Source organism: Burkholderia sp. AU6039 (genome assembly GCF_002223365.1).
Taxonomy (GTDB): domain Bacteria; phylum Pseudomonadota; class Gammaproteobacteria; order Burkholderiales; family Burkholderiaceae; genus Burkholderia.
In genome coordinates this window covers 157,460-183,687 of record NZ_NKFK01000005.1, presented here as the reverse complement: position 1 = coordinate 183,687, position 26,228 = coordinate 157,460, and the positions used below count along the sequence as shown (strand labels likewise).

At 65.3% G+C, this 26,228-nt stretch carries 28 protein-coding genes; 17 read left to right on the top strand and 11 right to left on the bottom strand.

The annotated features are described in order from the left end of the window. Positions 1-214 precede the first annotated feature (214 nt). From CFB39_RS40850 to CFB39_RS18580, 4 genes are all read left to right on the top strand, one after another. Positions 215-550, top strand: a complete 336-nt coding sequence (locus CFB39_RS40850) for a SymE family type I addiction module toxin (protein ID WP_089428559.1) — start codon at positions 215-217, stop codon at positions 548-550. Next, on the top strand, positions 547-867 hold the full coding sequence (locus tag CFB39_RS18590; RefSeq protein ID WP_089428560.1) for an XRE family transcriptional regulator: 321 nt from the start codon (positions 547-549) through the stop codon (positions 865-867). The genes CFB39_RS40850 and CFB39_RS18590 overlap by 4 nt, the downstream gene beginning before the upstream one ends. Positions 868-962: 95 nt before the next feature. Continuing rightward, the gene (locus tag CFB39_RS18585) at positions 963-1,283 is read left to right on the top strand and encodes a helix-turn-helix domain-containing protein (RefSeq protein WP_089473933.1); all 321 of its coding nucleotides are present in this window, start codon (positions 963-965) and stop codon (positions 1,281-1,283) included. An 85-nt stretch (positions 1,284-1,368) separates the two neighbouring features. Beyond that, positions 1,369-1,755 (top strand): antitoxin Xre/MbcA/ParS toxin-binding domain-containing protein, encoded by a 387-nt coding sequence (locus CFB39_RS18580; protein WP_179257696.1) that lies wholly within the window; start codon positions 1,369-1,371, stop codon positions 1,753-1,755. A 126-nt stretch (positions 1,756-1,881) separates the two neighbouring features. Here CFB39_RS18580 and CFB39_RS40845 read toward each other — a convergent pair whose 3' ends face one another. Both CFB39_RS40845 and CFB39_RS40240 read right to left on the bottom strand, forming a co-directional pair. After that, positions 1,882-2,073, bottom strand: coding sequence for a hypothetical protein (locus CFB39_RS40845; RefSeq protein ID WP_089428563.1), 192 nt, complete (start codon positions 2,071-2,073; stop codon positions 1,882-1,884). 260 nt (positions 2,074-2,333) lie between these two features. Beyond that, positions 2,334-2,489: a hypothetical protein gene (locus CFB39_RS40240; RefSeq protein WP_179257695.1), complete on the bottom strand. Its 156-nt coding sequence runs from the start codon at positions 2,487-2,489 to the stop codon at positions 2,334-2,336. On the opposite strand from CFB39_RS40240, the gene CFB39_RS18570 reads away from it, so the two are divergent. Continuing rightward, positions 2,488-4,086 carry a tetratricopeptide repeat-containing glycosyltransferase family protein gene (locus CFB39_RS18570; protein WP_089473931.1) on the top strand — a complete coding sequence of 533 codons (1,599 nt, stop codon included), beginning with the start codon at positions 2,488-2,490 and terminating at the stop codon, positions 4,084-4,086. The genes CFB39_RS40240 and CFB39_RS18570 overlap by 2 nt on opposite strands. 48 nt (positions 4,087-4,134) lie before the next feature. On the opposite strand, the gene CFB39_RS18565 is transcribed toward CFB39_RS18570, so the two are convergent. Together CFB39_RS18565 and leuA are read right to left on the bottom strand one after the other, a co-directional pair. Then, positions 4,135-4,539 (bottom strand): peptide ABC transporter ATPase, encoded by a 405-nt coding sequence (locus CFB39_RS18565; RefSeq protein ID WP_089473930.1) that lies wholly within the window; start codon positions 4,537-4,539, stop codon positions 4,135-4,137. Between the two features lie 383 nt (positions 4,540-4,922). Beyond that, on the bottom strand, positions 4,923-6,632 hold the full coding sequence (gene leuA, locus CFB39_RS18555) for a 2-isopropylmalate synthase (protein WP_179257742.1): 1,710 nt from the start codon (positions 6,630-6,632) through the stop codon (positions 4,923-4,925). Positions 6,633-7,594: 962 nt separating this feature from the next. On the opposite strand from leuA, the gene CFB39_RS18550 reads away from it, so the two are divergent. The 4 genes from CFB39_RS18550 (at position 7,595) to CFB39_RS18535 (ending at position 10,890) form a co-directional block, all read left to right on the top strand. Further along, positions 7,595-7,984: a fucose-binding lectin II gene (locus tag CFB39_RS18550; RefSeq protein WP_043178912.1), complete on the top strand. Its 390-nt coding sequence runs from the start codon at positions 7,595-7,597 to the stop codon at positions 7,982-7,984. Between the two features lie 135 nt (positions 7,985-8,119). After that, complete coding sequence (locus CFB39_RS18545) at positions 8,120-8,971, top strand: fucose-binding lectin II (RefSeq protein ID WP_089473928.1); 852 nt, start codon at positions 8,120-8,122, stop codon at positions 8,969-8,971. Between the two features lie 194 nt (positions 8,972-9,165). Further along, positions 9,166-9,906, top strand: coding sequence for a fucose-binding lectin II (locus CFB39_RS18540; RefSeq protein ID WP_089448365.1), 741 nt, complete (start codon positions 9,166-9,168; stop codon positions 9,904-9,906). A gap of 144 nt (positions 9,907-10,050) precedes the next feature. Beyond that, positions 10,051-10,890 (top strand): AraC family transcriptional regulator, encoded by an 840-nt coding sequence (locus CFB39_RS18535; protein ID WP_089473927.1) that lies wholly within the window; start codon positions 10,051-10,053, stop codon positions 10,888-10,890. A gap of 60 nt (positions 10,891-10,950) precedes the next feature. Here CFB39_RS18535 and CFB39_RS18530 read toward each other — a convergent pair whose 3' ends face one another. Next, a complete protein-coding gene (locus CFB39_RS18530; RefSeq protein ID WP_089473926.1) occupies positions 10,951-12,324 on the bottom strand; it encodes a M23 family metallopeptidase in 1,374 nt (457 codons plus the stop codon). Positions 12,325-12,666: 342 nt separating this feature from the next. Between CFB39_RS18530 and CFB39_RS18525 the strand changes: the two genes are divergently transcribed. After that, positions 12,667-13,536, top strand: a complete 870-nt coding sequence (locus CFB39_RS18525) for a mechanosensitive ion channel family protein (RefSeq protein ID WP_089473925.1) — start codon at positions 12,667-12,669, stop codon at positions 13,534-13,536. A 68-nt stretch (positions 13,537-13,604) separates the two neighbouring features. On the opposite strand, the gene CFB39_RS18520 is transcribed toward CFB39_RS18525, so the two are convergent. After that, a complete protein-coding gene (locus tag CFB39_RS18520) occupies positions 13,605-14,738 on the bottom strand; it encodes a branched-chain amino acid ABC transporter substrate-binding protein (RefSeq protein ID WP_089473924.1) in 1,134 nt (377 codons plus the stop codon). A gap of 144 nt (positions 14,739-14,882) precedes the next feature. Further along, entirely contained in the window at positions 14,883-15,920 is a 1,038-nt protein-coding gene (locus tag CFB39_RS18515; protein ID WP_089473923.1) for a histone deacetylase family protein, read from the bottom strand. 115 nt (positions 15,921-16,035) lie between these two features. On the opposite strand from CFB39_RS18515, the gene CFB39_RS18510 reads away from it, so the two are divergent. From CFB39_RS18510 to dbpA, 5 genes are all read left to right on the top strand, one after another. Then, on the top strand, positions 16,036-16,524 hold the full coding sequence (locus CFB39_RS18510) for an Lrp/AsnC family transcriptional regulator (protein WP_089428572.1): 489 nt from the start codon (positions 16,036-16,038) through the stop codon (positions 16,522-16,524). A 69-nt stretch (positions 16,525-16,593) separates the two neighbouring features. Further along, a complete protein-coding gene (locus tag CFB39_RS18505; RefSeq protein ID WP_089475590.1) occupies positions 16,594-16,899 on the top strand; it encodes a hypothetical protein in 306 nt (101 codons plus the stop codon). 510 nt (positions 16,900-17,409) lie between these two features. Next, positions 17,410-19,053, top strand: coding sequence for a malate dehydrogenase (quinone) (gene mqo / locus CFB39_RS18500; protein WP_089473922.1), 1,644 nt, complete (start codon positions 17,410-17,412; stop codon positions 19,051-19,053). A 277-nt stretch (positions 19,054-19,330) separates the two neighbouring features. Then, positions 19,331-19,528, top strand: coding sequence for a hypothetical protein (locus CFB39_RS18495; protein ID WP_011356541.1), 198 nt, complete (start codon positions 19,331-19,333; stop codon positions 19,526-19,528). Then, positions 19,525-20,922: an ATP-dependent RNA helicase DbpA gene (gene dbpA, locus CFB39_RS18490; RefSeq protein WP_039344267.1), complete on the top strand. Its 1,398-nt coding sequence runs from the start codon at positions 19,525-19,527 to the stop codon at positions 20,920-20,922. The genes CFB39_RS18495 and dbpA overlap by 4 nt, the downstream gene beginning before the upstream one ends. Positions 20,923-21,082: 160 nt before the next feature. Here dbpA and CFB39_RS18485 read toward each other — a convergent pair whose 3' ends face one another. Then, positions 21,083-21,907 carry a phosphate/phosphite/phosphonate ABC transporter substrate-binding protein gene (locus CFB39_RS18485; RefSeq protein WP_089473921.1) on the bottom strand — a complete coding sequence of 275 codons (825 nt, stop codon included), beginning with the start codon at positions 21,905-21,907 and terminating at the stop codon, positions 21,083-21,085. A gap of 300 nt (positions 21,908-22,207) precedes the next feature. Between CFB39_RS18485 and CFB39_RS18475 the strand changes: the two genes are divergently transcribed. Further along, complete coding sequence (locus tag CFB39_RS18475; protein ID WP_089473920.1) at positions 22,208-23,233, top strand: fatty acid desaturase; 1,026 nt, start codon at positions 22,208-22,210, stop codon at positions 23,231-23,233. Positions 23,234-23,417: 184 nt separating this feature from the next. Next, positions 23,418-24,620, top strand: coding sequence for a benzoate/H(+) symporter BenE family transporter (locus CFB39_RS18470; RefSeq protein ID WP_089473919.1), 1,203 nt, complete (start codon positions 23,418-23,420; stop codon positions 24,618-24,620). Between the two features lie 29 nt (positions 24,621-24,649). Here CFB39_RS18470 and CFB39_RS18465 read toward each other — a convergent pair whose 3' ends face one another. From CFB39_RS18465 to CFB39_RS18455, 3 genes are read right to left on the bottom strand one after another with little or no spacing between them, the layout of a single operon-like run. Further along, positions 24,650-24,988, bottom strand: coding sequence for a hypothetical protein (locus tag CFB39_RS18465; RefSeq protein ID WP_089473918.1), 339 nt, complete (start codon positions 24,986-24,988; stop codon positions 24,650-24,652). Continuing rightward, the gene (locus CFB39_RS18460; protein WP_089473917.1) at positions 24,988-25,608 is read right to left on the bottom strand and encodes a type VI secretion system amidase effector protein Tae4; all 621 of its coding nucleotides are present in this window, start codon (positions 25,606-25,608) and stop codon (positions 24,988-24,990) included. Before CFB39_RS18460 ends, CFB39_RS18465 begins: the two co-directional genes overlap by 1 nt. 3 nt (positions 25,609-25,611) lie before the next feature. Further along, positions 25,612-26,166: a PAAR domain-containing protein gene (locus CFB39_RS18455; RefSeq protein ID WP_089473916.1), complete on the bottom strand. Its 555-nt coding sequence runs from the start codon at positions 26,164-26,166 to the stop codon at positions 25,612-25,614. Positions 26,167-26,228 lie beyond the last annotated feature (62 nt).

Here is a 26,228-nt window from a genome sequence, read left to right as displayed (position 1 = left end):
GGCCCATGTCGATAAAACCGTACAAGACCGATATCAGCCAGCAGTTAATCTCGGTAGAGTGGTTACACGTTCTCGCGTGGAAGGTTCATTCACTTCGACATGCCAATCATGTAACGGAATGGCGAACGAAATCCACTGTGTAAACGAGCGCGGCCCGCAGGTGACAACAACACCTGCGGGCCGCTGACCACAACCAACTTCAAAGGAGTTGACCATGGCTGGCGCGAATCATAACGCACCGACGTATTTCCGCGATTGTTTTTTCTCCCCGCAATCGTCCTCTCAATCTGGCCGGCTCGTTCCGCACGTCAGGCTGACCGACATGGCGCCGCCTGTCATGTATCTGTGGACGAAATTGTCCGGCCGGTGGATCGAAGCGGCGGGTTTCGATCCGGAGCAACGCTTGCAGATCGAGGTATCGCACAAGCGGCTGGTGATTACCCCGATCGACGATGCGGGCAGCGATTGTCGCGTAACGCACGAACGCCCCGATGGCGATCCCGCGACGGGGCAGCAACTGGAATCGGTGATGGCAGGAGAAGCACAATGAATCACGACGCCCCGAACCAATACACCGACGGCGTGCCGGCCGATTTCGACTTCTACGACGTCGGAGAACTGGCGGCTAAGTCCACGCTCGTGCTGAAGCTCAATGCGCTGATCGCGTCCCGCGGCCTGAGTGAGGAAGAGGCTGCTGCGCTGGCCGAGATGACCCGGCCGGTGGTCACCCCCGAGCAGCGCGACAGGCTTCGAAACGTTTCGCTGGAAACGCTGATGGTGACGCTCGCATCGCTCGGCCAGCATGTGGAAATCGTGGTGCGGCCCGCGACGGAATCGGGGCCGGTGGGTATCACGGTTTCGGTCTGACGGTTGGTGAAGTAGACGGAAAGTAGTGTGTGCGGTGGCCGGTTCCGGCCGCCGCCATAACAGTTTCGGCACCACACTCTTTGGATAGGTCAGTGATGAATCGCGACGAATGTCCTCAGTGCACCGACAACGTGCTTGTCGACCTGGATTTCGATGATGCCCAGGCACTGACGGCCAAGGCCGCACTCGCCCTCAAGCTCAACGAACTGATCGACTCGCGCGGCCTGACTCAAATCGAGACGACATCCATCACCAGCATGACGCAACCGAAGGTGTCCCAAGTACGTCGCTACCAACTCCGGAACATTTCTCTGGAGCGGCTGATGCAAGCGCTGGTGTCGCTGGGCCAGCATGTGGAAATCGTGGTGCAGCCTGCAAGCCGCTCGTGTTCGGCTGCTATCACTGTCGCAGCGTGACCAAGACCCCGTCCTGGAAAGGAAGTGTTTAGTACCGGAATATCCTCGGCGCTCGCATAGGGCAGCGTTAGGAGTAGCGCCATCAATGGATAGCATGACTGCGACCGGGCCCAACGGTCGCCGCCGAAGCCCCTCCGATACCACGCGTATTCAATTTAACGTGAACGATCGTTACAACCAATCGGACCAGGCTGATTCTGCAACGCTCACCCTCCCGAACCAATCGATCCTCCGCGAGCTTGCGCGCGCAGCGCGCGTGTTGCCCACGGAATCTGATCGTCTCGCCAGCCTGCGTGACACCTTCCAGCTCGCGGTCGAATTGTTCGAATGCGAAGTGCTGGCCGCCCAATGGATAGAGTTGCCACACACTGAGCTTGCCGGGCAGAAACCGCTTGAATGTTTGGATACGGATCAGGGTCACGACCGCATACGGACGCTTCTGATACGAGCCATTCACGGAGTCTGCGCATAACCCGCGTCAGACTCACATCTGCTCGAACAGACCGAGCGGGGAATTCCACGTGAACGAAAGGCGGGCTGCCATTTTGTCTGACGGACGTCGCCAGACACACCAGGCAGCCCTTCACACACCACCAACTTACTGCTGAATCGTCGCCTGCGCCGCCAGCTTCTCGACCAGCGCAGCCATCGCCCGCTGATCCGCCTGCGCTTCGAGCTGCTGTCGCAGCACGTTCTTCGCCGCGTCGATCGTGCGCGCGGACAGGTCGTCCGTGTTCATGCGGATGCGCCCGTCGGCTTCGCGCAGGTTCTTCGTCGCAACATCGAACATCGTCTGTCCTCTCGATCGAGTCGAGGCCGACCGTCTGGCCCCGAATGTCTCGCATTAAAAACGCAGACGACATCGATCTCCATCAGACAGGTCTTACATCGCCCCGCGATACGCCCGAATCAGACTCGGCCTACGCGCACGCGTCCAACGGGCTTCCCGACGACTTTCGCAAGAGTTACGTACTAGTCAAAGTTCCAAATGATTACGTTTAGGACTTGTCCGATTCAATTGCCGACGGTACCTGCATAAAGTGGAGTGCATCACGGCACCGGGGTCTTCCACCACAACCGGAACGACAGCCCGCGACGCCATCCGGCGCCATGCTTCGCATCGCGAAGTGTTGCCAGCCCGCCCAGATTCACGATGCAGCCGATCGCCGCCCGATGCGCGAACGGCTTTCCGGAGAGAACCCACATGCAGATCACCCCGCACGACATGCCCACGCTTGCCGACATCCCTCGGCTTCCGCTCGATCTCGCCGATGCGACGCAAACCGCTCCGATCGAAGCGGAGGCCGCACCCGGCATGCTCGACGAATCCGTCGCCGCCGCCACACAGACGTTGATCGAGCGCGGCGATCTCGCGCGCGCTGCCGAGCTCGCGGTCATGCACTGGCAACAGCATCCGGCATCGCCCGCGGCGGCATTCAATTGCGGTTACGCGCTTCAGATGGCCGGGCGTCACGCGGAAGCAATCGTCCCGTATCGCAAGACGCTCGCGCTCGCCCCCGCGTGGCCGTCGCTGAAGAACAATCTCGCGCTCGCGATCCGGCTGTCGGGCGACGATCCCGACCTGGAACACGCATTCATCGAAGGTGCGCTCGACGACGATCCGAACCACGCGCAGGCGTGGACCAACGCGGTCGTCACGCGCATCAACCGCTTCGACCTGGACGGCGCGCTGCGCGCGGCCACCCGTGCCGTGGCGCTTGCGCCGGACAGCGCGCTCGCGGCCAACAACGCGGCCACCGCGCTCAAGGAAGCTCAACGATGGGACGAAGCCGAGCAGTACGTGCAGAGCGCGTGCGCGCTCGATCCGCACGACCAGACGCACCGCCACAACCTGTCGCTGCTACGGCTCGCGCGTGGCGACTTCGCATCGGGATGGGCTGACTACGAGGCGCGCTGGCACGGCGCAGCGGAACTGCGCGGCACGCTGCCCGGGTTTGCTCGGCCGCGCTGGTGCGGCGAATCGCTTGCCGGAAAGACGCTGCTCGTGTGGGGCGAACAAGGCATCGGCGACGTACTGCAGTTCAGTCGCTACGTGCCGCTGCTCGCGGAGCGCGTGCATCGCGAAGGCGGCCGGCTCGTGTGGAATGTGTTTCCGCAGATGGGCGCGCTGATCGAGCGCAGCCTCGGCGATCACGCCGACGTGTTCGATACCCGCACCCGCGTCGAGCACCTGCTCCACTTCGACTACGAACTGCCGCTGATGAGCATTCCGTGGATGCTCGGCCTCGACGCGGACACCCTCTTCACGTCCGTGCCGTACCTCCATGCTGACGCCGGCGCTACCGACGCATGGCGCCACGCGTTGTCCGGCGAGAAGCGGCTGAAGGTCGGCCTTGCGTGGACAGGCAGCCTCAACCATCAACGCAACCGCTTCCGCCGCGTCGGGCTCGAGCGTTACGCCGATGCGTTTGCCGGCGTGCAGAAGGACGTCGCGTTCTATTCGCTGCAACCGGGCGCGCAGCATGACGTCGAAGCCGCGAAAGCGGCCGGGTTCGACGTGACCGACATGACGCGCGAATGGAAGACGCTCGACGACACCGCCGCGTTCGTCGGCGCGCTCGATCTGGTGATCACCGTCTGCACGTCGGTCGCGCACCTGAGCGGTGCGCTGGGCCAGTCCACCTGGGTGCTGCTCGATGCGAACCCGCATTGGATCTGGCAGCACGACCGGCGTGACAGCCCGTTCTATCCGAGTGCGGCGCTTTATCGCCAGCGGAATTTTGCCGATTGGCAGCCCGTGCTCGACGAGCTGGCCGCGGATCTTCGCGGTCTCGTCGGCTGATAGGCGAGCACGGGCGCTGGCGTTGCCGATTTGCGGCCGACGGACATCCTACGGCTGCGAAAACACCATCACACGCCCTTGCACACGCTGGAGCTTCAGCCAGCCCATGTCGGCGGTGAAACGCAGTTGCTGCAACGGGAAGTCGAACTGCGCCTCTCCGGCGGCGCTCACGACCGCCTGGGCGATCCAGCGGATCAGCGCCTTCCCTTCGTCGGTCGTCACGCTGCCGTTCTGCACGCCGTAAAAATAGCGATTCCCGGCGTTGACCTCGTTCTGCAGTTGCATCCAGTGCCCCGGCAACCCCTGCAGGGTCCGGAACAGGTCGGCGACCCGTTGCGTCGTGAGGCCGCGCGCCCACAGCGCGCCGTTCGCAGCCGGCCGCGCCAGATTGTGGCGATCCGCTGCGTGGGCCTGCTCCTTGATCTGTCCCCGCAGGGAATCATCCTTCGACATGCCGCACTCCTCATGGTGATAGGCGCGGGAGAACAGCCTCGCGCGCGCCGCATGCACGATACGCCCATTGCGAGAAGTCATCGCCTGTCAGGTATGTCAGGCGTCAATATGGGACATCCGTCCCCATCATGCTGTCCCCTTCCCTTCAGCACGAACGCCGTTGCCGTACACCCCGCCATCGCGAACCGCATCGTGATTCCATTACCGGGCGGAAGAGGTTTCGGAGTATCCGTCCCGCAAGCATCTCGACGCGAAGACCCGCGCGTGGGTGGATTTCATGAAAGCGGAACTGCGTGCCGCGCTCTCAGGATCGTGCGGCAGCAACCGCACGCACGACGATGCAGCCGCGCCGGTCACCCCCGGCGCGGCCGCCAAGCCCCCGCTTACGCGACAGCCTTCACCGCGGGCTGCGCAGCAAAAAACGTCGCCTGCACCGCTTCGTCCGCCCGCGCATACGCACGATTGATGCCGCTGATCACCGCGCGGATCGACGCGGTCGTCAGGTTCGCGTCGATGCCGACGCCGAACGCGCTGCCGCGCACGCCCGTGCCGGCCAGTTCCGCAATCGCGATCGCCTTCGCATCGGCGCCTTGCGACAACGCGCGCTCCTCGTAGTGCTGAATCCGCAGCGGCATACGCAACGCATGCATCAGCGCATCGAGCGGGCCATTGCCTTCACCGCGCAGCACGCGGCGCTCGCCATGCACGTCGGCCGTCAGCACGATCGTCTCGCGGCCGTCGCGCTCGGTCAGCTCATGGCCGACATAACGCAGCGGCGCATCGCCTTCCACATATTCCTGCTGGAACAGCGACCAGATCTGCGCGCTCGTCACTTCGAGCCCGCTGTCGTCGGTCAGGCGCTGCACGGCCGCGCTGAAGTCGACCTGCAGGCGGCGCGGCAACGCGACGCCATAGCTCTGCTCGAGCAGGTACGCGATACCGCCCTTGCCCGACTGGCTGTTCACGCGAATGATCGAGTCGTACGTGCGGCCGACGTCGCTCGGATCGATCGGCAGGTACGGCATTTCCCACACGGCATCGGGGCGCTGCACCGCGAAGCCCTTCTTGATCGCGTCCTGGTGCGAGCCGGAGAACGCGGTGAACACCAGGTCGCCGACATACGGATGGCGCGGATGGATCGGCAACTGCGTGCACTCCTCGGACGTGCGCGCGACTTCGTTGATCTGCGAGAAATCGAGGCCCGGATCGACTCCCTGCGAGTACAGGTTCAGCGCGAGCGTGACGAGATCGACGTTACCGGTGCGCTCACCGTTGCCGAACAGGCAGCCCTCGATCCGGTCCGCGCCGGCCATCACCGCGAGCTCGGCCGCCGCGACCGCGGTGCCGCGGTCGTTGTGCGGATGCACGGACACGATCAGCGCATCGCGGCGCGCGAGGTTGCGGTGCATCCATTCGATCTGGTCCGCGTAGAAGTTCGGCGTGCCGACTTCGACGGTGGCCGGCAGGTTCACGATTGCCTTGTGCTCCGGCGTCGGCTGCCACACGTCAAACACGGCGTCGCACACTTCCTTCGCGAAATCGAGCTCGGTCGCCGTGAAGGTTTCCGGGCTGTATTGCAACGTGAAGTGCGTGTCGGTCGCGGCATCGGCGAAGCGCTTGATCGTGCGCGCGGCGTTCACGGCCAGCTCCTTCACGCCGTTGCGGTCGAGGCCGAACACGATCTTGCGGAATTCCGGCGCGGTTGCGTTGTACAGGTGCACGATCGCGCGCTTCGCGCCGCGCAGCGAGTCGAAGGTGCGCTCGATCAGGTCGTCGCGCGCCTGCGTGAGCACCTCGATCGTCACGTCGTCGGGAATGTGGCCGCCTTCGATCAGCTCGCGCACGAAGTTGAAATCGGTCTCGGACGCCGACGGGAACGCGACCTCGATCTCCTTGAAACCGATCGCGACCAGCATCTTGAACATCCGCATCTTGCGCGCGGCGTCCATCGGCTCGAACAGCGACTGGTTGCCGTCGCGCAGGTCGGTGCTCATCCAGATCGGCGCCTGCGTGATCGTGCGCGTCGGCCACGTTCGGTTCGGCAGGTTGACGGGCGTGAACGGTCGGTACTTCGTCGCGGGGTTCTTCAGCATCATGATGTTCGGTCCTCGGTCGGTTTGTCAGGAAACCGCCACGCGCTGGCCATCCGTCGTGGTGGCAGGCTGCGCGCGCAGCGGTGAAAACGGGTGAAAGCGGGTGAAAGCGGCACAACGGCAAAGCGGTACGGCGAGCGACAGCCTTGGCGGTTGAGCGACCGGGACGGAGCGGAGCGATTCGGAAGAAGGACGAACTCAGGCGCCGGTCGACAACCGGGGCCAGGTCGATAATGCGGGGGAAATCTGGCGCTTCAGGAAAGAAGCAGATGGAAAGCGCGCAGCCGCAGACCCAGCCCGGAGAAACGGGCTAGTAGTCGTAGCGAGAAGAGAGGCTGGGCGGCTTGCATGGCCGAAATCAGATCACAGGGGGATGGGGGCTGTCAACGGGCTGGGCGCACATGGCGCGGAATTTGATGGCTCAGAATCAGTCCTGTCCGATAGGCGGCGCGCCACCGGGTCGATATGCTTCATGGGTGCGGCACCGGTGAGGGCCCTGTTCACGTTCGGAGTGAGTTGGTCTACGTACTTCGCCGGTTGCCGCACCCCCTCCTGTTGCAAACAATCGGGTTTCGGTGTGGGCGTTCGGTGGTGGCCGGTGGGCGCGGCCACGACCGAGATGCTGATGTTGAAACCAACGCTGCCATATGCGAACGCCGAGCGTCCGCGCCGAAGCCCGATTGCCCCCGCCTCCCCCCATCCCGCCCCGCCCGCGCAACCGCGCATCGTTCAGGAAATCGATACGCCCGTCGATATAGTTTCTCGAATATATCGAAATACCTTCGATTAAACGCAGTTCATTAAATCGATTAACCACCATTTCCGATTTACTGAACAATGGCCATTCCCCGGCGATTATTTTCTTATTTATTTTTCGGCATGCTCGGTACGTCGCATTTCAAACAGCAAACGTTTGCGCGACACAGCTGGAAGCCTTATCCATCATTCCTCAGGAGGAAAGCATGGCCGATTCTCAAACGTCATCCAATCGCGCCGGCGAGTTTTCGATTCCGCCGAATACCGATTTCCGCGCGATTTTCTTCGCGAATGCCGCCGAGCAGCAGCACATCAAGCTGTTTATCGGCGACAGCAAGGAACCCGCCGCGTATCACAAGCTGACGACGCGCGACGGCACGCGTGAAGCGACGCTGAATTCCGGCAACGGCAAGATCCGCTTCGAAGTGTCGGTGAACGGCAAGCCGTCGGCCACCGACGCGCGCCTCGCGCCGATCAACGGCAAGAAATCCGACGGCTCGCCGTACACGGTCAACTTCGGGATCGTCGTGTCGGAAGACGGCCACGACAGCGACTACAACGACGGCATCGTCGTGCTCCAGTGGCCGATCGGCTGACCTGACCCGCGTCTGACGACGCACCTGACGCGTCCCCCCCGCCGGCCGTCTCCGGGCCGGCCGGCGGTTGCGCGCCGCCTTCAGCGGCACCGCCCCCTTTTTGCATCGAAACCCGCCCTACCAACGGAGACATCCATGCCCCTCCTTTCGGCTTCGATCGTCAGCGCACCCGTGGCGACCTCGGAAACCTACGTCGACATCCCGGGCCTGTACATCGACATCGCCAAGGCAGAGATTCGAGACGGGAAACTGCAGGTCATCCTCAACGTGCCGACGCCGTACGCGACCGGCAACAACTTCCCCGGCATCTATTTCGCGATCGCGACCAACAAGGGCGTCGTCGCGGACGGCTGCTTCACCTATTCGTCGAAAGTGCCCGAAGCCACCGGGCGCATGCCGTTCACGCTCGTCGCGACGATCGACGTCGGCACCGGCGTCACGTTCGTGAAGGGCCAGTGGAAAAGCGTGCGCGGCAGCGCGATGCACATCGATTCGTACGCGAGCCTGTCCGCGATCGGCGATACGGCCGCGCTATCGTCGTCGTCCGGCAGCGGAAGCGGCGAAACCGGCGCGGGCGGCAATCCGGGCGGCTCGGGTAGCACGGGTAGCTCGGGTAGCGGCACGATCGGCGGCAGCGGCGAGCGCGACGGCACGTTCAACCTGCCGCCGAACATCAAGTTCGGCGTCACCGCGCTCACGAATGCCGCGAACGACCAGACGATCGACATCTACATCGACGACAACCCGAAACCGGCCGCCACGTTCAAGGGCGCCGGCGTGCAGGACCAGAACCTCGGCACCAAGGTGCTCGACTCCGGCAAGGGGCGTGTGCGCGTGATCGTGATGGCGAACGGCAAGCCGTCGCGGCTCGGCTCGCGGCAGGTCGACCTCTTCAAGAAGTCGTACTTCGGGATCGTCGGCTCGGAAGACGGCGCCGACGACGACTACAACGACGGCATCGTGTTCCTGAACTGGCCGCTGGGCTGAGCACGACGATTCACGGCGCGGCAGGGCGTGCGCGCCGTGGTCGAATCCGCAATGGCGCCCGGGCCAACCCGACATTGCGAACCGATTCATTCGAGCAGTCCATCGCAGTTCCACTGCTGTACTCCGTGCGCGACCACGGCGAAATCCATTCACCGGCCGCGCAACGCGAGACCTTTCATCGAGACGAGGACGACATGTCACAACCGTTTACCCATGACGATCTGTACGCCCTGCTGCAACTCGCCGGCAACGATGCCACCGCCGTCCAGGCGAACGGCGACCAGGCGGTGCTCGACCGCATGCGCCAGTTCATGACCGCACAGCTCGTGGAAAAGCTGCCGCAATACGACGTGTTCGTCGATATCGCGACGATCCCGTACAGCTTCGACGTCGGCAGTTGGCAGAACAAGGTGAAGGCCGATGCGGCCGGGCAGGTGGTCGCCTGCACGGTGACGTGGGCCGGCGCGCCCGGTGTGCTGCCCGGCGCCGCGGCGAAGTTCGGCGTCGGGGCGGTGGTCAACTACTTCTCGAAAGCGACGCCGCAGCCGCAACCCACGCAGCCGGATCCCACGACGACCGGCGGCGGCGAACGCGACGGCGTCTTCAACCTGCCGCCGAACATCGCGTTCGGCGTGACCGCGCTGGTCAATTCGTCGGCGCAGCAGACAATCGAGGTCTTCGTCGACGACAACGCGAAGCCGGCCGCGACGTTCCAGGGCGCCGGCACGCAGGACGCGAACCTGAACACGCAGATCGTGAACTCCGGCAAGGGGAAGGTGCGCGTGGTCGTGACGGCGAACGGCAAGCCGTCGAAGATCGGCTCGCGTCAGGTCGACATCTTCAAGAAGACCTACTTCGGTCTGGTCGGATCGGAAGACGGGACGGACGGTGACTACAACGACGGGATCGCGATCCTGAACTGGCCGCTGGGCTGAGCCGCATAAGCTCGCCTCCCATCGCCACGCCGCCCGGCGTGGCGATCCGCGTGGACGCCCCGGCCCGCCCCGCCCCTGCAAGAACGATCAAACGCCCCCGCCGCCGATACCATATAGTCCGCCCGACACGCTCATTGGAAAGCCATGAATCCGGTAGGACAAGCACTCTGGTTTATCGAAACCAAACTGGACCGCGAACTGACGCTCGACAGGATCTCCGCCAATTGCGACATGTCGCGCTTCGGCTTCTCGCGCCTGTTCTCGATGAACACAGGCTGGCCGGTGATGCGCTATGTGCGGGCGAGGCGGCTGACGCGTGCGGCACGCACGCTGGCGCAAGGCGCGCCGGACATCCTGCAGGTGGCGCTCGATGCCGGTTATGGCTCCCATGAGGCGTTCACGCGCGCCTTCCGCGATTGCTTCGGCATCACGCCCGAAGACGTGCGGGCACGGCGCACCCTTGACGGGTTGTCACTAGTGGAGCCGCTTCGCATGAAAGAACTGAAGATCATCGACGTTGTACCGTCACGCTTCGAAACCGCCGGCAAGCGGCTGATCGCCGGCATGAGCGACCGGTACACCTTCGAAACCAACGAAGGCATTCCGGCGCTGTGGCAAGCGTTCATCCCATACATCGGTACCCTACCCGGCCAGGTCGACGACGTGACCTACGGCGTGTGCTGCAACCCCGATGCGGATGGCAGCTTCGAATACATCGCGGGCGTGGAAGTGACGAGCCGCGACCGGTTGCCCGCACCCTTTCGCTGGATCGAACTCGAACCGCAGCGGTATGCGGTCTTCGAACACGTCGGGCATATCTCCACGCTGCACCAGACGTTCTACAGCATCTGGAACGGCTGGCTGCCTACGTCAGGATTCAAGGCGGTCGACGCGCCCGAGTTCGAGCGCTACAGCGCGGACTACGATCCGGTGACGGGCGCCGGCGTGCTGGAAATCTGGTTGCCTGTCGAACCTGCTGCGTAAGCGGTTTGCCTTGATCGGCCGCGGCGTGGCTCGCCACGGCCGGCGGCACCGCGCCAACCGTCAACCGGCCCACGATCCGGCAGGCTCCGACATCGCCACCGGCTGCGACCACCCAGCCGAAGCCAGGCGCGTGCGTGCATCGACTACCACGCGATTGAACGCAACGCGCCGTTCGCCCTTCAGCTTCGCTGCCTTGCCCGCCTGCACCAGCGCGACCGGGTCGACGAGACGGGCATGCCGCCGGACCTCGAAGTGCAGATGCGGCCCCGTGGCCGTACCCGTGCTGCCGACCGCGCCGACACGCTGGCCGCGCGCAACCCGCATGCCGGTTCGCAGCGTCGGCTCGAATGCCGACAGGTGTGCGTAGTACGACGCATAACCGCCGTCATGACGAATCACCACGTACTTGCCGTAGCCGCGCGGCTCGCTGCCGATGAACGAGACGACGCCGCGCTCCGACGCGTGAACCGCACGCCCGGCCGGCGCCGCGAGATCGACGCCGGAATGCACGTGACGTGCGCCGGTGACCGGATGCACGCGCGTACCGAAATGCGAGCTGATCCGGTTTGCGCTGACGGGCATCGCAAACCGCGCGCCGGCGACGGGCATGCCGTCGAGGTCGTAATAGGCGCCCGGCGAGCCGGCATCGGGCGCAAACCACACGGCCGCGACGTGCTGGCCGTGCAAGCGAAGCTCGAGCGCCGTCACGCGCACGCCGCCCGGCAGTTTGGCCTCACTGTCCTGTTCGTAGGCGACGCGGAAGGTATCGCCAAGCGCACCGTGCTGTTTCAGGTCGATGCGACCGGCGAGCAGGCGGGTAATCTGCGCGGCAACGCCGGCCGGCAGATCGGCACGCGCCAGCGACGCCTGCAGGCTGCCGACGATCGCGCCGGCCCGCGCGCCGTGCTGGGCTTGCTCGAACATGAACGGCTCGGCGGCGGCAAGATCGACGGGACGCCGTTCGAACGCAGCCTGCTCGCCCGTCGCGGGCAACGCCGACGCAAGACCGTAATCGAACCGTGACGCGTACGCGCGTTCGACCGCCCCGCGCGCCGCGTCGCACAGCACGCGGTAAGCCACGCAGGCACCGAAGCGCGCCACGGGGTCGTCGCGTTCGCCGGCCGTCGGCGCGGTCGACGCGGTCGACGCATGCGACGTGTAGGCCACGTCGAGCGGCGCGGCCGTCGATGCGTGCAAGCCGCCCCACGTCGTGCGCGCGGCATTGAAAAATGGCACGTCGACAAGGTCGGCCGTCACGGGCGAAAACGGCGCGGCGTCGTGCGACGCATCTGCCACCGCACCCGGTGCGCCGGCCACACAGGCCGCCGCGATGACACCGCGCAGCAACGCGCGGCGCATCGGGAAACCATGAACGCCGCGCTGTGCGGGTTGACCTTGTTCGCGTGCGAGACGGAAACGCAGGTCTAACCGCATGACGTCGTCACTCGCTGTCTGTCAGTAAAAAATCGGGAAAGAACCGGGTATCGCGGAGGAACGATCGTCGCGACCCGGCAACGTGAAAACAAGTGTAGCGGCGGGCTCGACGCTGCTGAATAGGACTAGTCTCATTTGATGGAAAAGCCGCTTAGTACAAAAACGAAACCTCGATTTCGCGGCCTGACGGCACGGCCATGCGGCATTCGACCCCACCCGTTCGGGCGAACCATTGTGTGCCGTGTACAGTCGAACGCTGCCCGGCGCGTGAGCGCAAGCCTGCCCGACCACGGCGGGCACGCCACGCGTCACGCATCGTTTCTTCAACCCGGAATCCCGTTAATGTTTCTCGATCAACTACATCCGGAACGCTGGACGTTCCTGTGGAACGCGCTGTCCACCCTCTCCCTCAAGTTGTGCGCCGGCCTGGCGCTGCTCGTCGCCGGCTGGTGGCTGTCGAAACGCATCGGCAACTGGCTGAACCGTCTGCTCTCGAACAAGGAGCGCGTCGACGACACGCTGCGGCCGATCCTCTGCGACGTCGCCGTGTGGGGCATCCGCATCGTCGCGATCGTCGGCGCGCTGTCGCAGCTCGGCATCGAAACCGCGAGCATCGTCGCAGTGCTCGGCGCGGCCGGCCTCGCGATCGGGCTCGCGCTGCAGGGCACGATGCAGAACATCGCGGCCGGCATCATGCTTCTGCTGCTGCGGCCGTTCAAGGTGGGCGACTATATCGACGGCGGCACGGGCGTCGCGGGCACCGTCGACGAGGTCGGGCTCTTCATGACGCGGCTGACGAAGCCGGACGGCATCTGCGAATACGTGCCGAACAGCGCGCTGTGGGGCAGCTCGATCCGCAACTACACGCGCAACCCGACGCGCCGCCTCGATCTCGAAGTGGAAGTGTCGGTGCATGACGATATCGATCGCGCGCTCGATGCGCTGCGCAAGCTGGCGCTCGCCGACCCCGACGTGCTACAGGATCCGGAGCCGAACGTGATGGTGATGCGCTTCGACGACAGCACGGTCGTCGCGAACGTTCGCGTGTGGACGCACACCGACAAGTTCTGGGACATGCGCTGGCGCCTGGCGCGCCAGGTGCGCAAGACGCTCGCCGACGCGCATTGCGCGCTGCCGATCCGCACGCGCGAGCTGCACATCGTGCATGACGCGGAGCGTCGCGCCGAACGCGAGCAAACGCACGCGCTGTAAACGGCGAAGGCCGCGAAGCACCGCCTGCTTCGCGGCCTTCGCGACGTCAATGCAACGTCACCGCCGCATCACATCTTCACGATATCGAGCAGCGCCTTCTTGCCGCTCCTGTACGTGAACACCGAGATCGCGCCGTGCTTCAGGTCGCCCTGCGGCGTGAAGCTCGTCTCGCCGATCACGCCCTTGTAGTCGGTCGCCGGCATCGCGGCCAGCACCTTCGCCGGATCGGTCGAGTTCGCGCGCTTCATCGCGTCGACGATGATGTACACGGCGTCGTACGAGAACGGCGCATACACCTGCATCGGCTGGTGGTAACGCGCTTCGTAGCGCTTCGCGAACGCCGCGCCGCCCGGCATCTTCTCGAGCGCGATGCCGGCCTCGGAGCACACGACGTTGTCGGACGCGGGGCCCGCGAGCTTCGGCAGGTCGGTCGAGCACACGCCGTCGCCGGCGAGGATCTTCGCGCGCATGCCGAGCTGGCGCGCCTGCTTCGCGAGCGGCCCGCCCGTCGCGTCCATCCCGCCGTACATGATCGCGTCCGGGTTCGCGCCCTTGATCTTCGTGAGGATCGCGCGGAAGTCGATCGCCTTGTCGTTGGTCGCATCGCGCGACACGACCTTCATTCCGGCGGCCTTCGCGGCCTTCTCGAACTCGGTCGCGAGACCCTGGCCGTACGCGGTCGAATCGTCGACCACCGCCACCGTCTTGATGTCCAGGTTCTTCGCCGCATACATCGCGAGCGCCGGCCCCTGCTGCGCGTCGGTCGCCACCACGCGATAGGTCGTCTTGAAGCCCTGCTGCGTGTACGTCGGGTTGGTCGCGGCCTGCGAGATCTGCACGACGCCACCATCGCGATAGACCCGCGACGCCGGAATCGACGTGCCCGAGTTGTGATGGCCGACGACGCCGACGACCTTGTCGTCGACGAGCCGCTGCGCGACCTGCGTCGCGGTGCGCGGATCACCCGCGTCGTCCTGCGCGTCGAGTTGCAGCGTGACCTGCTTGCCGCCGATCGTCAGGCCCTTCGCATTGATTTCCTCGACCGCGAGGCGCGCGCCGTTCTCGCTGTCCTTGCCGAGGTGCGCGATCGCGCCGGTCAGCGGTGCGACGTGGCCGATGCGCACGATCTCGTCCGCGTGTGCGGACAGCGCGCACGTGAGCGCCGCCGCTGCCGCGAATGCCGTCATGGAATGTCGAAGCATGTCTGTCTCCTGGTCAGTCTTGTGGGCCCCGTTCAACGCGGGACGGGTTGTGGTTCGGATGACGAATCGGTTTCGGTCAGTGATGCAGCGCGTCCCGCACCGCGGGCCGCATCCCCGTCGGCGGCACGGCTGCGGCGCCGCGCGTTACGCGCGCCCTTCGAATCCCAGCAGCACGTTGACCGCGTTGATGCCGATCTCGTCGACCATGTAGCCGCCTTCCATCACGAACAGCGTCGGTACGTCCAGGCGCGCGAGCGCCGCGCCGATGCGCAGGTAGTCGGGCGAACGCAGCCGGAAATGGCTGATCGGGTCGTGCTCGAACGTATCGACGCCGAGCGACACGACGAGCGCGTCGGGCGCATGCGCGGCGATCGCGGCGGCCGCGTGGTCGAGCGCCGCCGAGTAGGTGTCCCACAGCGTGCCCTTCGGCAGCGGCAGGTTCAGGTTGAACCCTTCGCCCGCGCCGATGCCGCGCTCGTCCGCGTAGCCGGAGAAGTACGGGTACGACACCGGCGGCTCGCCGTGGATCGACGCGAACAGCACATCCGCGCGGTCGTAGAAGATGTCCTGCGTGCCGTTGCCGTGATGGAAATCGACATCGAGCACCGCGACGCGCGCGGCGCCCTGTGCGACGCAGTGCTGCGCCGCGATCGCCGCGTTGTTCAGGTAGCAATAACCGCCCATATACTCGCGGCCCGCATGATGGCCGGGCGGGCGGCACAGCGCGAACGCCGCGCGCGCCGCGCCGCTCGACAGCAGGTCGGCGCCGGTGAGCGCCGAGTTCGCGCTCCCGCTCACGGCATCCCACGTGCCGGCGTTGATCGGCGCGCCCGCGTCCATCGCGTAGAAGCCGAGCTTGCCGTCGATGAACGCGGGCGCGGTGGCTGCGGCCGGCATCGCGCGCACCGGCCACACGAGCGGCAGCGCCTGGCAGGTGCGGCCCGTGGCGGCCCACTCGTCCCATGCGCCGGCGAGGAAATCGACGTAGCGGGCGCTGTGCGCGGCCGCGTAGTGGGCGCGGTCGAACGGCTTCGGCGCGATCACGTCGCCGAGGCCGGCGGCACGCACCTGCGCAAGCACCGTTTCGGCGCGAAGGGGGTTTTCGAACGAATCGGTGATCGCGCCGTCCTTCAGTTCGACGCCGCGATGCAGTTGGTGATCGCTGCTGTAGACCGTGAGCATGGTTGAGCGTTGCAGTGAGGGTGGCAACAGTTTATTGACGGCAATCGGCAATAGCTTTGCTTTCGACCCGCGCGTTTCGTACAATTTTGAGAAAACCGCCTACGGATTCCCGGAAATGAGCAAAAATCGCGCTTCGGCCGAACTGGATGGCGTCGACCGCGCCATGCTGCGCCTGCTGCAGGACGACGGCGCGCTGTCGAACGCGACGCTCGGCGAGAAGCTGTCGCTGAGCGTCACGCCGTGCTGGCGCCGCCGCAAGCGGCTCGAGGACGAAGGCGTGATCACCGGCTACCAGGCGAACCTCGACCGGCGCGCGCTCGGCATGAACGTGTTCGCGTTCGTGCAGGTGACGTTCAACATGCATTCCGGCCAGGATTCCGATCACTTCGAGGACGTGATGCGGCGTCACGACGAAGTGACGTCCTGCCACAAGATCACCGGCGCGGCCGACTACATCCTGCAGGTCGTCGCGGCCGATCTCGACGCGTACGCGGAATTCGTCGAGCACGTGCTGCGCAAGCAGGCCGGGGTGTCGTCGATCCAGTCGAGCCTCGCGTTGCGCGAAGTGAAGTTCTCGTCGCGCGTGCCGGTGCCAGGCGACTGACCGTTCATGCTGTTCCGCGCCCGTGCCCGGGCATCCGTTGTCGATCGTCATCCCATGGAGCGCTACCTGATGAAACGTCTTCTTCCGTCTGCTTCGCTGGCCGCCGCCATGGCCTGCGCGCTCGCGTTGAGCGCCTGTGCGGCGCAACCCACCGAGCCGGCCGCCGCGTCGGCGCCGGCCGAGGCTGCCGCGCCGCCCCCGCCGCCGATGCCCGGCAGCGATCGCGATCCGCACGGCTGCATCCCGTCGGCCGGCTATTCGTGGTGCGAACAAACGCAGCAATGCGAGCGCCCCTGGGAACTCGCGAAGCAGAAGGGCTTCGCGAATTCGGCGCAGGCGTACGAGCAGTTCTGCCGGAACACTTTCGCGAAGTGACGCAACATGGCATGACGTGATCGGGACGCGGTGCGACGCCGCGCCCGACACCCCCGATCCCGCGCAGTTATCCCCAGCTTTCCCGCTTCCCGCGACCGTCATTCCGGAAACCCGGACACACAAAAAACCCCACAAAAACAACGGCTTTTTTCGTTTGTGACACAGCAAACGAGTTCGGTTACATTACGCGCCCCTTGCCACCCCGCCTCCGCAAAACGCGTCGCGCGCGGCCTCATTCCACGCAGCCTGAAGCGTCTTCCGCTCAGGCTTGCCGCAAGGGCCCGGGCGCGTTGTGCGCCACTGTGACGCAGGCGCTTGCCTGCCCGCAGGCAGCCGATCCGAAGGTGTCCTTCCCGACGGCTTCGCGTGCGCAAATGCAACGGCGTGCGGCGTCGATCCGGAATTCCGGATTCGCGTGTCCGGATCTCCGGATCCGTGTTTCACCGCGATCGACACCCGCGCCGGGCGGCTTGGCAAACCGATGCATTCAAGTTGAAAAAGGGATCTGCTGTGATCAAAACGTTACGGGTAATACTGTCGGCGCTCGCGCTGTGCGTCGCGACATCGTCCGCGCATGCCGCCGATACGAAGAAGGTCGACGTCCTGCTGGTGGGCGGCGGCATCATGAGCTCGACGCTCGGCGTCTGGCTGCACGAGCTTCAACCTGACTGGTCGATGACGATGGTCGAGCGCCTCGACGGCGTCGCGCTGGAAAGCTCGAACGGCTGGAACAACGCCGGCACCGGCCACTCGGCGCTCGCCGAGCTGAACTACACGCCGGAGAAGGCGGACGGCAAGATCGACATCTCGAAAGCGATCGAGATCAACGAGTCGTTCCAGATCTCGCGCCAGTTCTGGGCGTGGCAGGTCAAGCAGGGCGTGCTGAAGAACCCGCACTCGTTCATCAACTCGACGCCGCACATGAGCTTCGTGTGGGGCGACGACAACGTCCGCTTCCTGAAGAAGCGCTACGAAGCACTGCAGGCGAGCCCGCTGTTCCGCGGCATGCAGTATTCGGAAGACTACGACCAGATCAAGCAGTGGGTGCCGCTGATGATGGAAGGCCGCGACCGCAACCAGAAGGTCGCGGCGACGTGGACGCCGATCGGCACCGACGTGAACTTCGGCGAGATCACGCGCCAGTTCGTCGGCTACCTGAAGACGCAGCCGAACTTCACGCTGTCGCTGTCGAGCGAAGTGCGCGAGATCTCGCGTAATGCCGACGGCACGTGGCACGTGAGCTGGGTCAAGCTGCACTCGGATGAACCGGCGCAGTCGGTCGACGCGAAGTTCGTGTTCATCGGCGCGGGCGGCGGTGCGCTGCACCTGCTGCAGGCATCGGGCATCCCCGAGGCGAAGGACTACGGCGCGTTCCCGGTCGGCGGCTCGTTCCTCGTGACGGACAACCCCGACGTCGTGAAGCAGCACTTGGCGAAGGCCTACGGCAAGGCGTCGGTCGGCTCGCCGCCGATGTCGGTGCCGCACCTCGACACGCGCATCATCGACGGCAAGAAGATCATCCTGTTCGGGCCGTTCGCGACGTTCTCGACCAAGTTCCTGAAGAACGGTTCGTACTTCGACCTCGCGAAGAGCACCAACCTGCACAACGTCGCGCCGATGATGCGCGTGGGCGTGGACGAATTCCCGCTGGTCCAGTACCTCGCCGGCCAGCTGATGCTGTCCGACGACGACCGCTTCAACGCGCTGAAGGAGTACTTCCCGAACGCGAAGAAGGAAGACTGGCGCCTGTGGCAAGCCGGCCAGCGCGTGCAGATCATCAAGCGCGACCCGGTCAAGGGCGGCGTGCTGAAGCTCGGCACCGAGATCGTCGCGTCGCAGGACGGCAGCATCGCGGGCCTGCTCGGCGCATCGCCGGGCGCGTCGACGGCCGCGCCGATCATGCTGAACCTGATGAAGAAGGTGTTCAAGGACAAGGTCGCGACGCCCGAGTGGCAGCAGAAGATCCGCCAGATCGTGCCGAGCTACGGCACGAAGCTGAACGACAGCCCGGCGAAGGTCGTCGAGGAATGGACGACCACCAGCGACGTGCTGCAGCTGTCGCCGCCGCCGAAGATCGACCTCGGCACGCCGTCGCAGGCCACCGGCACCGCGCCGGCCCGCCCGGCGAAGGCGGCGACCGACATGGCGCTGTAACGCGCCGAGCGCCGCGCGACACTCTCGCGCCGCACGACACGGCCGCCCTCCGGGGCGGCCGTTTTTCTTGGCGGGTCGCGGGCGAAACCGCCCGGCGGCCCGCCCGCTTCCGCTAGAATTGCGGCACGCGCGACCCTGTCGCCGCCCGATCCATCATCCGCATCGACGCAATCCAAGCGACGCCCGGTGCGGCCCGCGCCCAAGCCGCGCGAGCGCCGCCCGCCGTTGCCGCGCCCGCCCGGGCGCGCCATCAACCGAATTCAGCTGGAGAAAGACCGTGTTTACCTGCCGAAACCAGAGCTGCGGCACGCCGTGGGAGCAGTCCGACGTCGTCATCAAGGACGAAGGCCAGGGGCTGCTGTTCCGCTGCCCGCTGTGCGGCGCGCGCAACTACCTCGAACGCTTCGAGGACGACGAAGGCAAGGTCGTCTACGAGCAGATGGAAGGCCGCCCCTACCTCGGAGACCTGGAATGACCCAGCCGACCGCCACGCCGTTCAGCGCGCTGTCGTTGACGCCCGCCACGCTCGCCAACCTCGCGCAGCTCGGCTATGTCGACATGACGCCGATCCAGGCCGCGAGCCTGCCGGTCGCGCTGGCCGGCCAGGACCTGATCGCGCAGGCGAAGACGGGCAGCGGCAAGACCGCCGCGTTCTCGCTCGCGCTGCTGGCGCGCCTCGACGCGCGCCGCTTCGACGTGCAGGCGATGATCCTGTGCCCGACGCGCGAACTCGCCGACCAGGTCGCGCAGGAAGTGCGCCGCCTCGCGCGCGCCGAAGAGAACGTGAAGGTGCTGACGCTGTGCGGCGGCACGCCGATGCGCCCGCAGGCGCAGAGCCTCGAGCACGGCGCGCACATCGTCGTCGGCACGCCGGGCCGCATCATGGATCACCTCGATCGCGGCAACCTGAAGCTCGACGCGCTGAACACGCTGGTGCTCGACGAAGCCGACCGGATGCTCGACATGGGCTTCTTCGACGACATCGCCAAGGTCGCGCGGATGTGCCCGACCACGCGCCAGACGCTGCTGTTCTCCGCGACCTATCCGGACGGCATCGCGAAGCTGAGCCAGCAGTTCCTGCGCAACCCGAAGGAAATCAAGCTCGAAGAGCGCCACGACAACAGCAAGATCCGCCAGCGCTTCTACGAAGTGACGGAAGACGAGCGGCTGCATGCGGTGGGCCAGTTGCTGAACCACTACCGGCCGGTGAGCACGATCGCGTTCTGCAACACGAAGCAGCAGTGCCGCGACCTGCTCGACGTGCTGCACGCGCAGGGCTTCCACGCGCTCGCGCTGCACGGCGAGCTCGACCAGCGCGAACGCGACCAGGTGCTGATCCAGTTCGCGAACCGCAGCTGCTCGGTGCTGGTGGCCACCGACGTCGCCGCGCGCGGGCTCGACATCGCGCAGCTCGAAGCGGTGATCAACGTCGACGTGACGCCCGACCCCGAAGTGCACGTGCACCGTATCGGCCGCACCGGCCGCGCGGATCAGGACGGCTGGGCGCTGAGCCTGGCGAGCATGGACGAGATGGGCCGCGTCGGTGCGATCGAGCAGGCGCAGAAGCGCGACGTCGAATGGCATCCGCTCGCGGAACTGACGCCGGCCGACGACGGCGTGCTGACGCCGCCGATGGAAACGCTGCAGATCCTCGGCGGGCGCAAGGACAAGATCCGCCCGGGCGACGTGCTCGGCGCGCTGACCGGCGATGCCGGGTTCGACGGCAAGCAGATCGGCAAGATCAACGTGACCGAGTTCTCGACCTATGTCGCGCTCGAGCGCGGCGTGGCGCGCGATGCGCTGCGCAAGCTCAATGCCGGGAAAATCAAGGGCAAGCGGGTCAAGGTTCGGTTGATGGACGAAGAATAAGCGGTAACGTGGAGGCGTCGCGGCGGCATCGCCGCGCCGTGGCGCCTAAGCCGAACCTGAATCTGTCCCTGACCTTGCATCGCCCCGGACAACCTGCGGCCGTCGCCCCGCTTTCGGCAATCGGCCGCCGCCCCGTCAAGCCGCCCGCATCGCCTGCTTGCTACGCGAGCGCGGGATACCCATGCGCAGCAGCCTCCTGCTCGAACCGCGCAATCGCGTCATAGTCATCCGGCGACAGCCGTTCGAACCCTCTCAGCCGCAGCACGCGCGCCCGTTCCACATCGGTCGCCACCGCGCGGTCGAGCGCATCTCGCAAAGCAGCGACCTGCGGATCTTCGAGTGTTCGCGATGCGATGAGCGGCAAACCCGGCGCAGAGGCCGTCATCCCGACGATCCGGATGCCCTCCAGCAATTCGGGCAACGCGTCGCGCACATACGCTAACGTCACGCAGTCGATCGCCGCGCAATCGGCTTCCGCCGAAGCCAGCGCACGCAGCACGTTCAGGTGCGAGCCGAGCGCTGCAACCGATCCGAAGAATCGTCCGTCGCGCGCATGCGGCGCCACCGCATGCCGGAGCGCGTTCATCCCGCTGTGCGAATCCCGGCCGTTGAATGCGGCCCGCAGCCCGCGGCATGCGGCGAGCGTCGTCGCGCCGCCCGCATGCGCGCGTGCCGATACGACCAGCACGCTGCTGTAGTGTGCGCCGTGGCAACCGTCCGCATCGAACACGGGGGTTGCAATCAGTCGCACGACATCGCGCAAGCCCAGCATCCGGTACGGGTAGCCGCAGGTCTGCGACAGCAACAGATCGTCGCGCCGCCACAGCGCGTGCAGGTCGGCGAAGGGTTCGTCGGGAAGCGTGACATCGGCGGGCCCGCCCGCGTTCGCGAACGCATCGAGCGCGTCGCGCAGCAGTGCGCGCCACAGCGCATCGTGGCGCGGCGTCACGTTGTACATCGGCAGGGCAGCGATCCAGGGGCTCATGCGGGCATTCTACGCATCGACGCTCGCACAACGGAACCCGGTTCGATCTCTGTAAAACGGGGGCTGATCGTCGCGCAGCACGCCCGAAGCTTATCGGCCGCTCGACGATAAGCAAATGCGAATCGATTGGTTGGCCGCGCGGTGCGATCCCGGTACCGTCCTGATGCCTGCCCGAGCATCGCTACCGCACGTGATAACGGACAGGCCGACCGTGATCCGCGAGACACCTGCGCACCCGGGCCGAGCGCACCGGTTCAACCGCTCGTTCCCCGCACTGCCCGTTCAATCCGCCTCAACGCCATGGCCGAATACTTCGACGTCGACCACGCGCGTGCGATCGCCGCGCTCGACACCCGCTTCACCGCCCGCACCGAGTGGCCGACCTGGCTGCTGGTCGTCGCGATCTACGGCGGCTGGCTCGCCGTGCTGCTGCTCGTGCGCGACGGCACCCTGTCGCTCGCGGCCGGGACGCTGCCGCTGATCCTGCTCGGTGCGTGGCACCTGTCGCTACAGCACGAGCTGCTGCACGGCCACCCGACACGCTCCGCCCTCGTGAACAAGCTGCTCGGTTATCCGCCGCTGACGGTCTGGTATCCGTACACGCTGTATCGCGACACGCATCTCGACCATCACCGCGACGAAGACCTGACCGTGCCGGGCGTCGATCCCGAAACGAACTACGTCACGCGCGAACGCTGGGCGCAGCTGCCGCGCTGGCGCCGCGTGCTGACGGTTGCCCGCAAGACTTTCATCGGACGCTTCATCGCCGGGCCGCCGTTGAGCATCTTTGCGATGTGCATCGATGCATTCGCCGCGTTTCGTCGCGGCGACTTTCGCTATCTGCCGATGTGGGCGATGCATATCGCCTGCGTGGTTGCGCTGCTCGCGTGGCTGCAATGGGCGATCGGCGTGCCGTGGTGGTATTACCTGCTCGTGGTCACGTGGCCCGCGCTGTCGATCGCGATGATCCGCTCGCTGTACGAGCACCGCGCCGCGCCGCATCCGAAGGCGCGCATCGCGATCAATGAAGCCGGCTTCGCGATGCGGCTGCTGTACCTGAACAACAACTATCACCTCGTCCATCACGACCTGCCGAAGCTGCCGTGGTACGACCTGCCGCGTGCATACCGGATGCGCCGCGATGCGTATGCGCGGAAGTGCGGCGGCTTCGTGATTCGCGGCGGGTATCGCGAACTGCTCGCGCGCCATGCGTGGACGCCGACCGATACGCCCGTGCATCCGTTCGATCAGGGCACGGCGTCGTTGTCGACGGGGAGCGGTGTGAAGGTGGCGGTGGTCGACAAGGTGCTGCAGATCAGCACGTGACGTGCGGCGGAGCCGACGATTCGTCCGCCCCGCCGCGCATTCCTTACGAAACGCCAACATTCTTGCTCCCGCCCGCGCATTGCCAATTGCGTCGGCAATGCCCAGAATGGCGGCTCGTCCGGGGCTTCCAACAATCATTCGCCCCGGCTCTGCTCCCGGCCGCGCGCCGCATGCCCCCACGACGATGCAACCGAACACCCCGCCCGGCGCAATCCGCGCGATCGGCAACGACTGGTCCGTTTCCGCGATTACCGCGGGTTTTCTCGCGGTACTGATTTCCTACGCGGGCCCGCTCGCGATCTTCTTCCAGGCCGCGCAGGCCGCCCATGCGTCGAATGCGATGGTGTCGTCGTGGGTCTGGGCGATCTCGATCGGCGCGGGCATTTCGGGCCTGTTCGCGAGCTGGAAGCTGAAGGTGCCGGTCATCACCGCGTGGTCGGCGCCCGGCACCGCGCTGCTCGTCGGCCTGTTTCCGCAACTGACGCTCAACCAGGCCGTCGGCGCGTACATCACGGCCGCGCTGATCATCCTGCTGATCGGCGTGACCGGCTATTTCGACCGGCTGGTGCGCCACATTCCGCGCGGCATCGCGTGCGGGATGATGGCCGGCATCCTGCTGCCGTTCGGCACGCATGCGTTCGCCGCCGCGTCGGAGCAGCCCGCGCTCGCGTTCGGGATGATCGCGGCCTACGTGATCTTCAAGCGCCTGCTGCCGCGCTACAGCATCGTGCTCGTGCTGCTGACGGGCGCCGCGCTCGCGACGCTGCTCGGGATGACGCATCTCGGCAACGTGTCGGCGAGCCTCGCGCACCCGATCTTCATCGCGCCCGAATGGACGCTCGGCACGACGCTCAGCCTCGCGCTGCCGCTCGTGGTCGTCAGCCTCACCGGCCAGTTCCTGCCGGGCATGACGATCCTGCGCGTGTCCGGCTATCACACGCCCGCGCGGCCGATCATCACCGCAACCAGCGTGATGTCGCTCGCGGTCGCGTGCTTCGGCGGGATCACGATCGTCGTCGCGGCGATCACGGCCGCGCTCTGCACCGGCAAGGACGCGCACGAAGACCGGGACCGGCGCTACATCGCCGGGCTTGCGAACGGGGCGATCTACCTGATCGGCGGGCTCTTCGCGGGCACGATCGTCACGGTGTTCTTCGCGCTGCCGAAGGCGTTCGTCGCGATCCTCGCGGGGCTCGCGCTGATCGGCGCGATCGGCGCGAACGTGCACGGGATCTTCGAGGACGAGAACCACCGCGAGGCGTCGCTGATCACGTTCCTAGCAACCGCGTCGGGCATGACGTGGCTCGGGCTCGGCGCCGCGTTCTGGGGGATCGTGATCGGGTCGATTTCGTATGCGGTACTGAACAAGGTGCGGCGGCGGGCGTGATGGGTAACGCGCGTCGCTGCCTCGGCTAATCAGATGTGCAATATGCGCACGCACAGAAACGCCAAGAGCCAATGGGCAGCGACCACGCCAATGAGATATCCAGCAATGACAAGCGGCGCGCGCCGTCGCGCAAACAAGTAAAAACCGAGCACCGCAAAGAGAACCATCGGACCAAAGACGTATGAGAACAGTTTGATTGTGCTCTGTATGGTGATGGCGCAAGCATCCACGCCGCCGCCGCATTCGCCCACGCGCGGGACGCAGAGGCTCGAAAAGACTGAGCACAAATAGCTATCAATCAACGTCCATATGACGACACTAGCGACGCCAGCGAACCCGAATCCTGCGGTCCCCAAAAAACGGCGCATTACTTGATTTCCCAAAAGAGTATCTGCTTGGAATTGCGCAGGTCTGACCAACCGAAATCCGTGTCGGGAAGAAGTTCGTGCAGGCCAAAAGCCCTGCCGAACGTTGATATCACTCCAGGTACGCTGCTGACTGTCATTCGCGAGCCGTTCCACAAATCTATGTGACCACCACTCGCATTCGCGCTCGATTCGCCGCTGCGCGTCCAGTACCTGGAGAACTGTATGATACCGGTGCGTCCCTTGACCTTCGATTCCCAGTCCGCCCCAGTGATGTCCTCTGCTCTGGGAAGACCGGCGAAGGGCTGAAGCTGTAGCCATTTGCCCATCTCTTCGGCACGTGTTGCGGTCGGCTTGTCATCGAGCATGATTCGGCCGATGGTCTTTGCGCCCGACACGGGCTTTACCGTCTTCGAGTTGAATGACTTCATGCCGACGCCGACACGATGCAACGTGACGCTCATTCGAATGGCGCATTGATTTGTGTAGGCGGGGTTGTCATATGGCTTGCCCGACGGAAAGTTATCCCAAAGTTCCTTAAACGTGACGCCGGAAAGGGGGACTTCCTTCTCTGAACCTTGCGTGTTGTTCGAACGGATTTTGATGGGCGTAGGGTGTGGCACGCGTCATTCTCCGTGTTGTTTTACGAGAGCGTCGTCGCCCCAATAGATCGTGTAGTCGTCGGAGTTGTCGCCGGTGTGGATGCGGGGAAGACGGCCGCTCGCATCAAGACGCCCGTAATGCACGCGGCCATCCGAAGTTTCGATGTAGTACGGCATGCCTTCCGTCGCATGCTCGGTTGCCCTCACGCGTTCATCGTATGCGCCTTTTTTGACCGATGCGACACCACCGGTTGCCGTGCGGCTCGAAACGACCTCCCCGAAACCCTTTAGTCCATCACTGCACCATGCTTCACCGGCAAGTGAAGCCATGATGCGCGGTGGCATCGAGCAACTGCACAGCACGATGTCTTGGTCTAGTGCGACCTCACCTCGAAACTTGAGCCGATACGGACCACCCGCCTTTGCGATGATGCCAGTGTTTTTGCACGCATCGCAAAATGCGCTTCCGCCAATCAGGGCTGCTTGATGCCCACGTACAAGGAACGGTGGTCCGCTGTATGGCTGAATTGTCCCACCACTTGAAAGACTATCGCCTACAACTGCAATGCGTCGATTCATTGACTGATCCTCTCGAAAAGACCAATCCTAATCGCATCATGTATAGGTTCATCTCAATAACA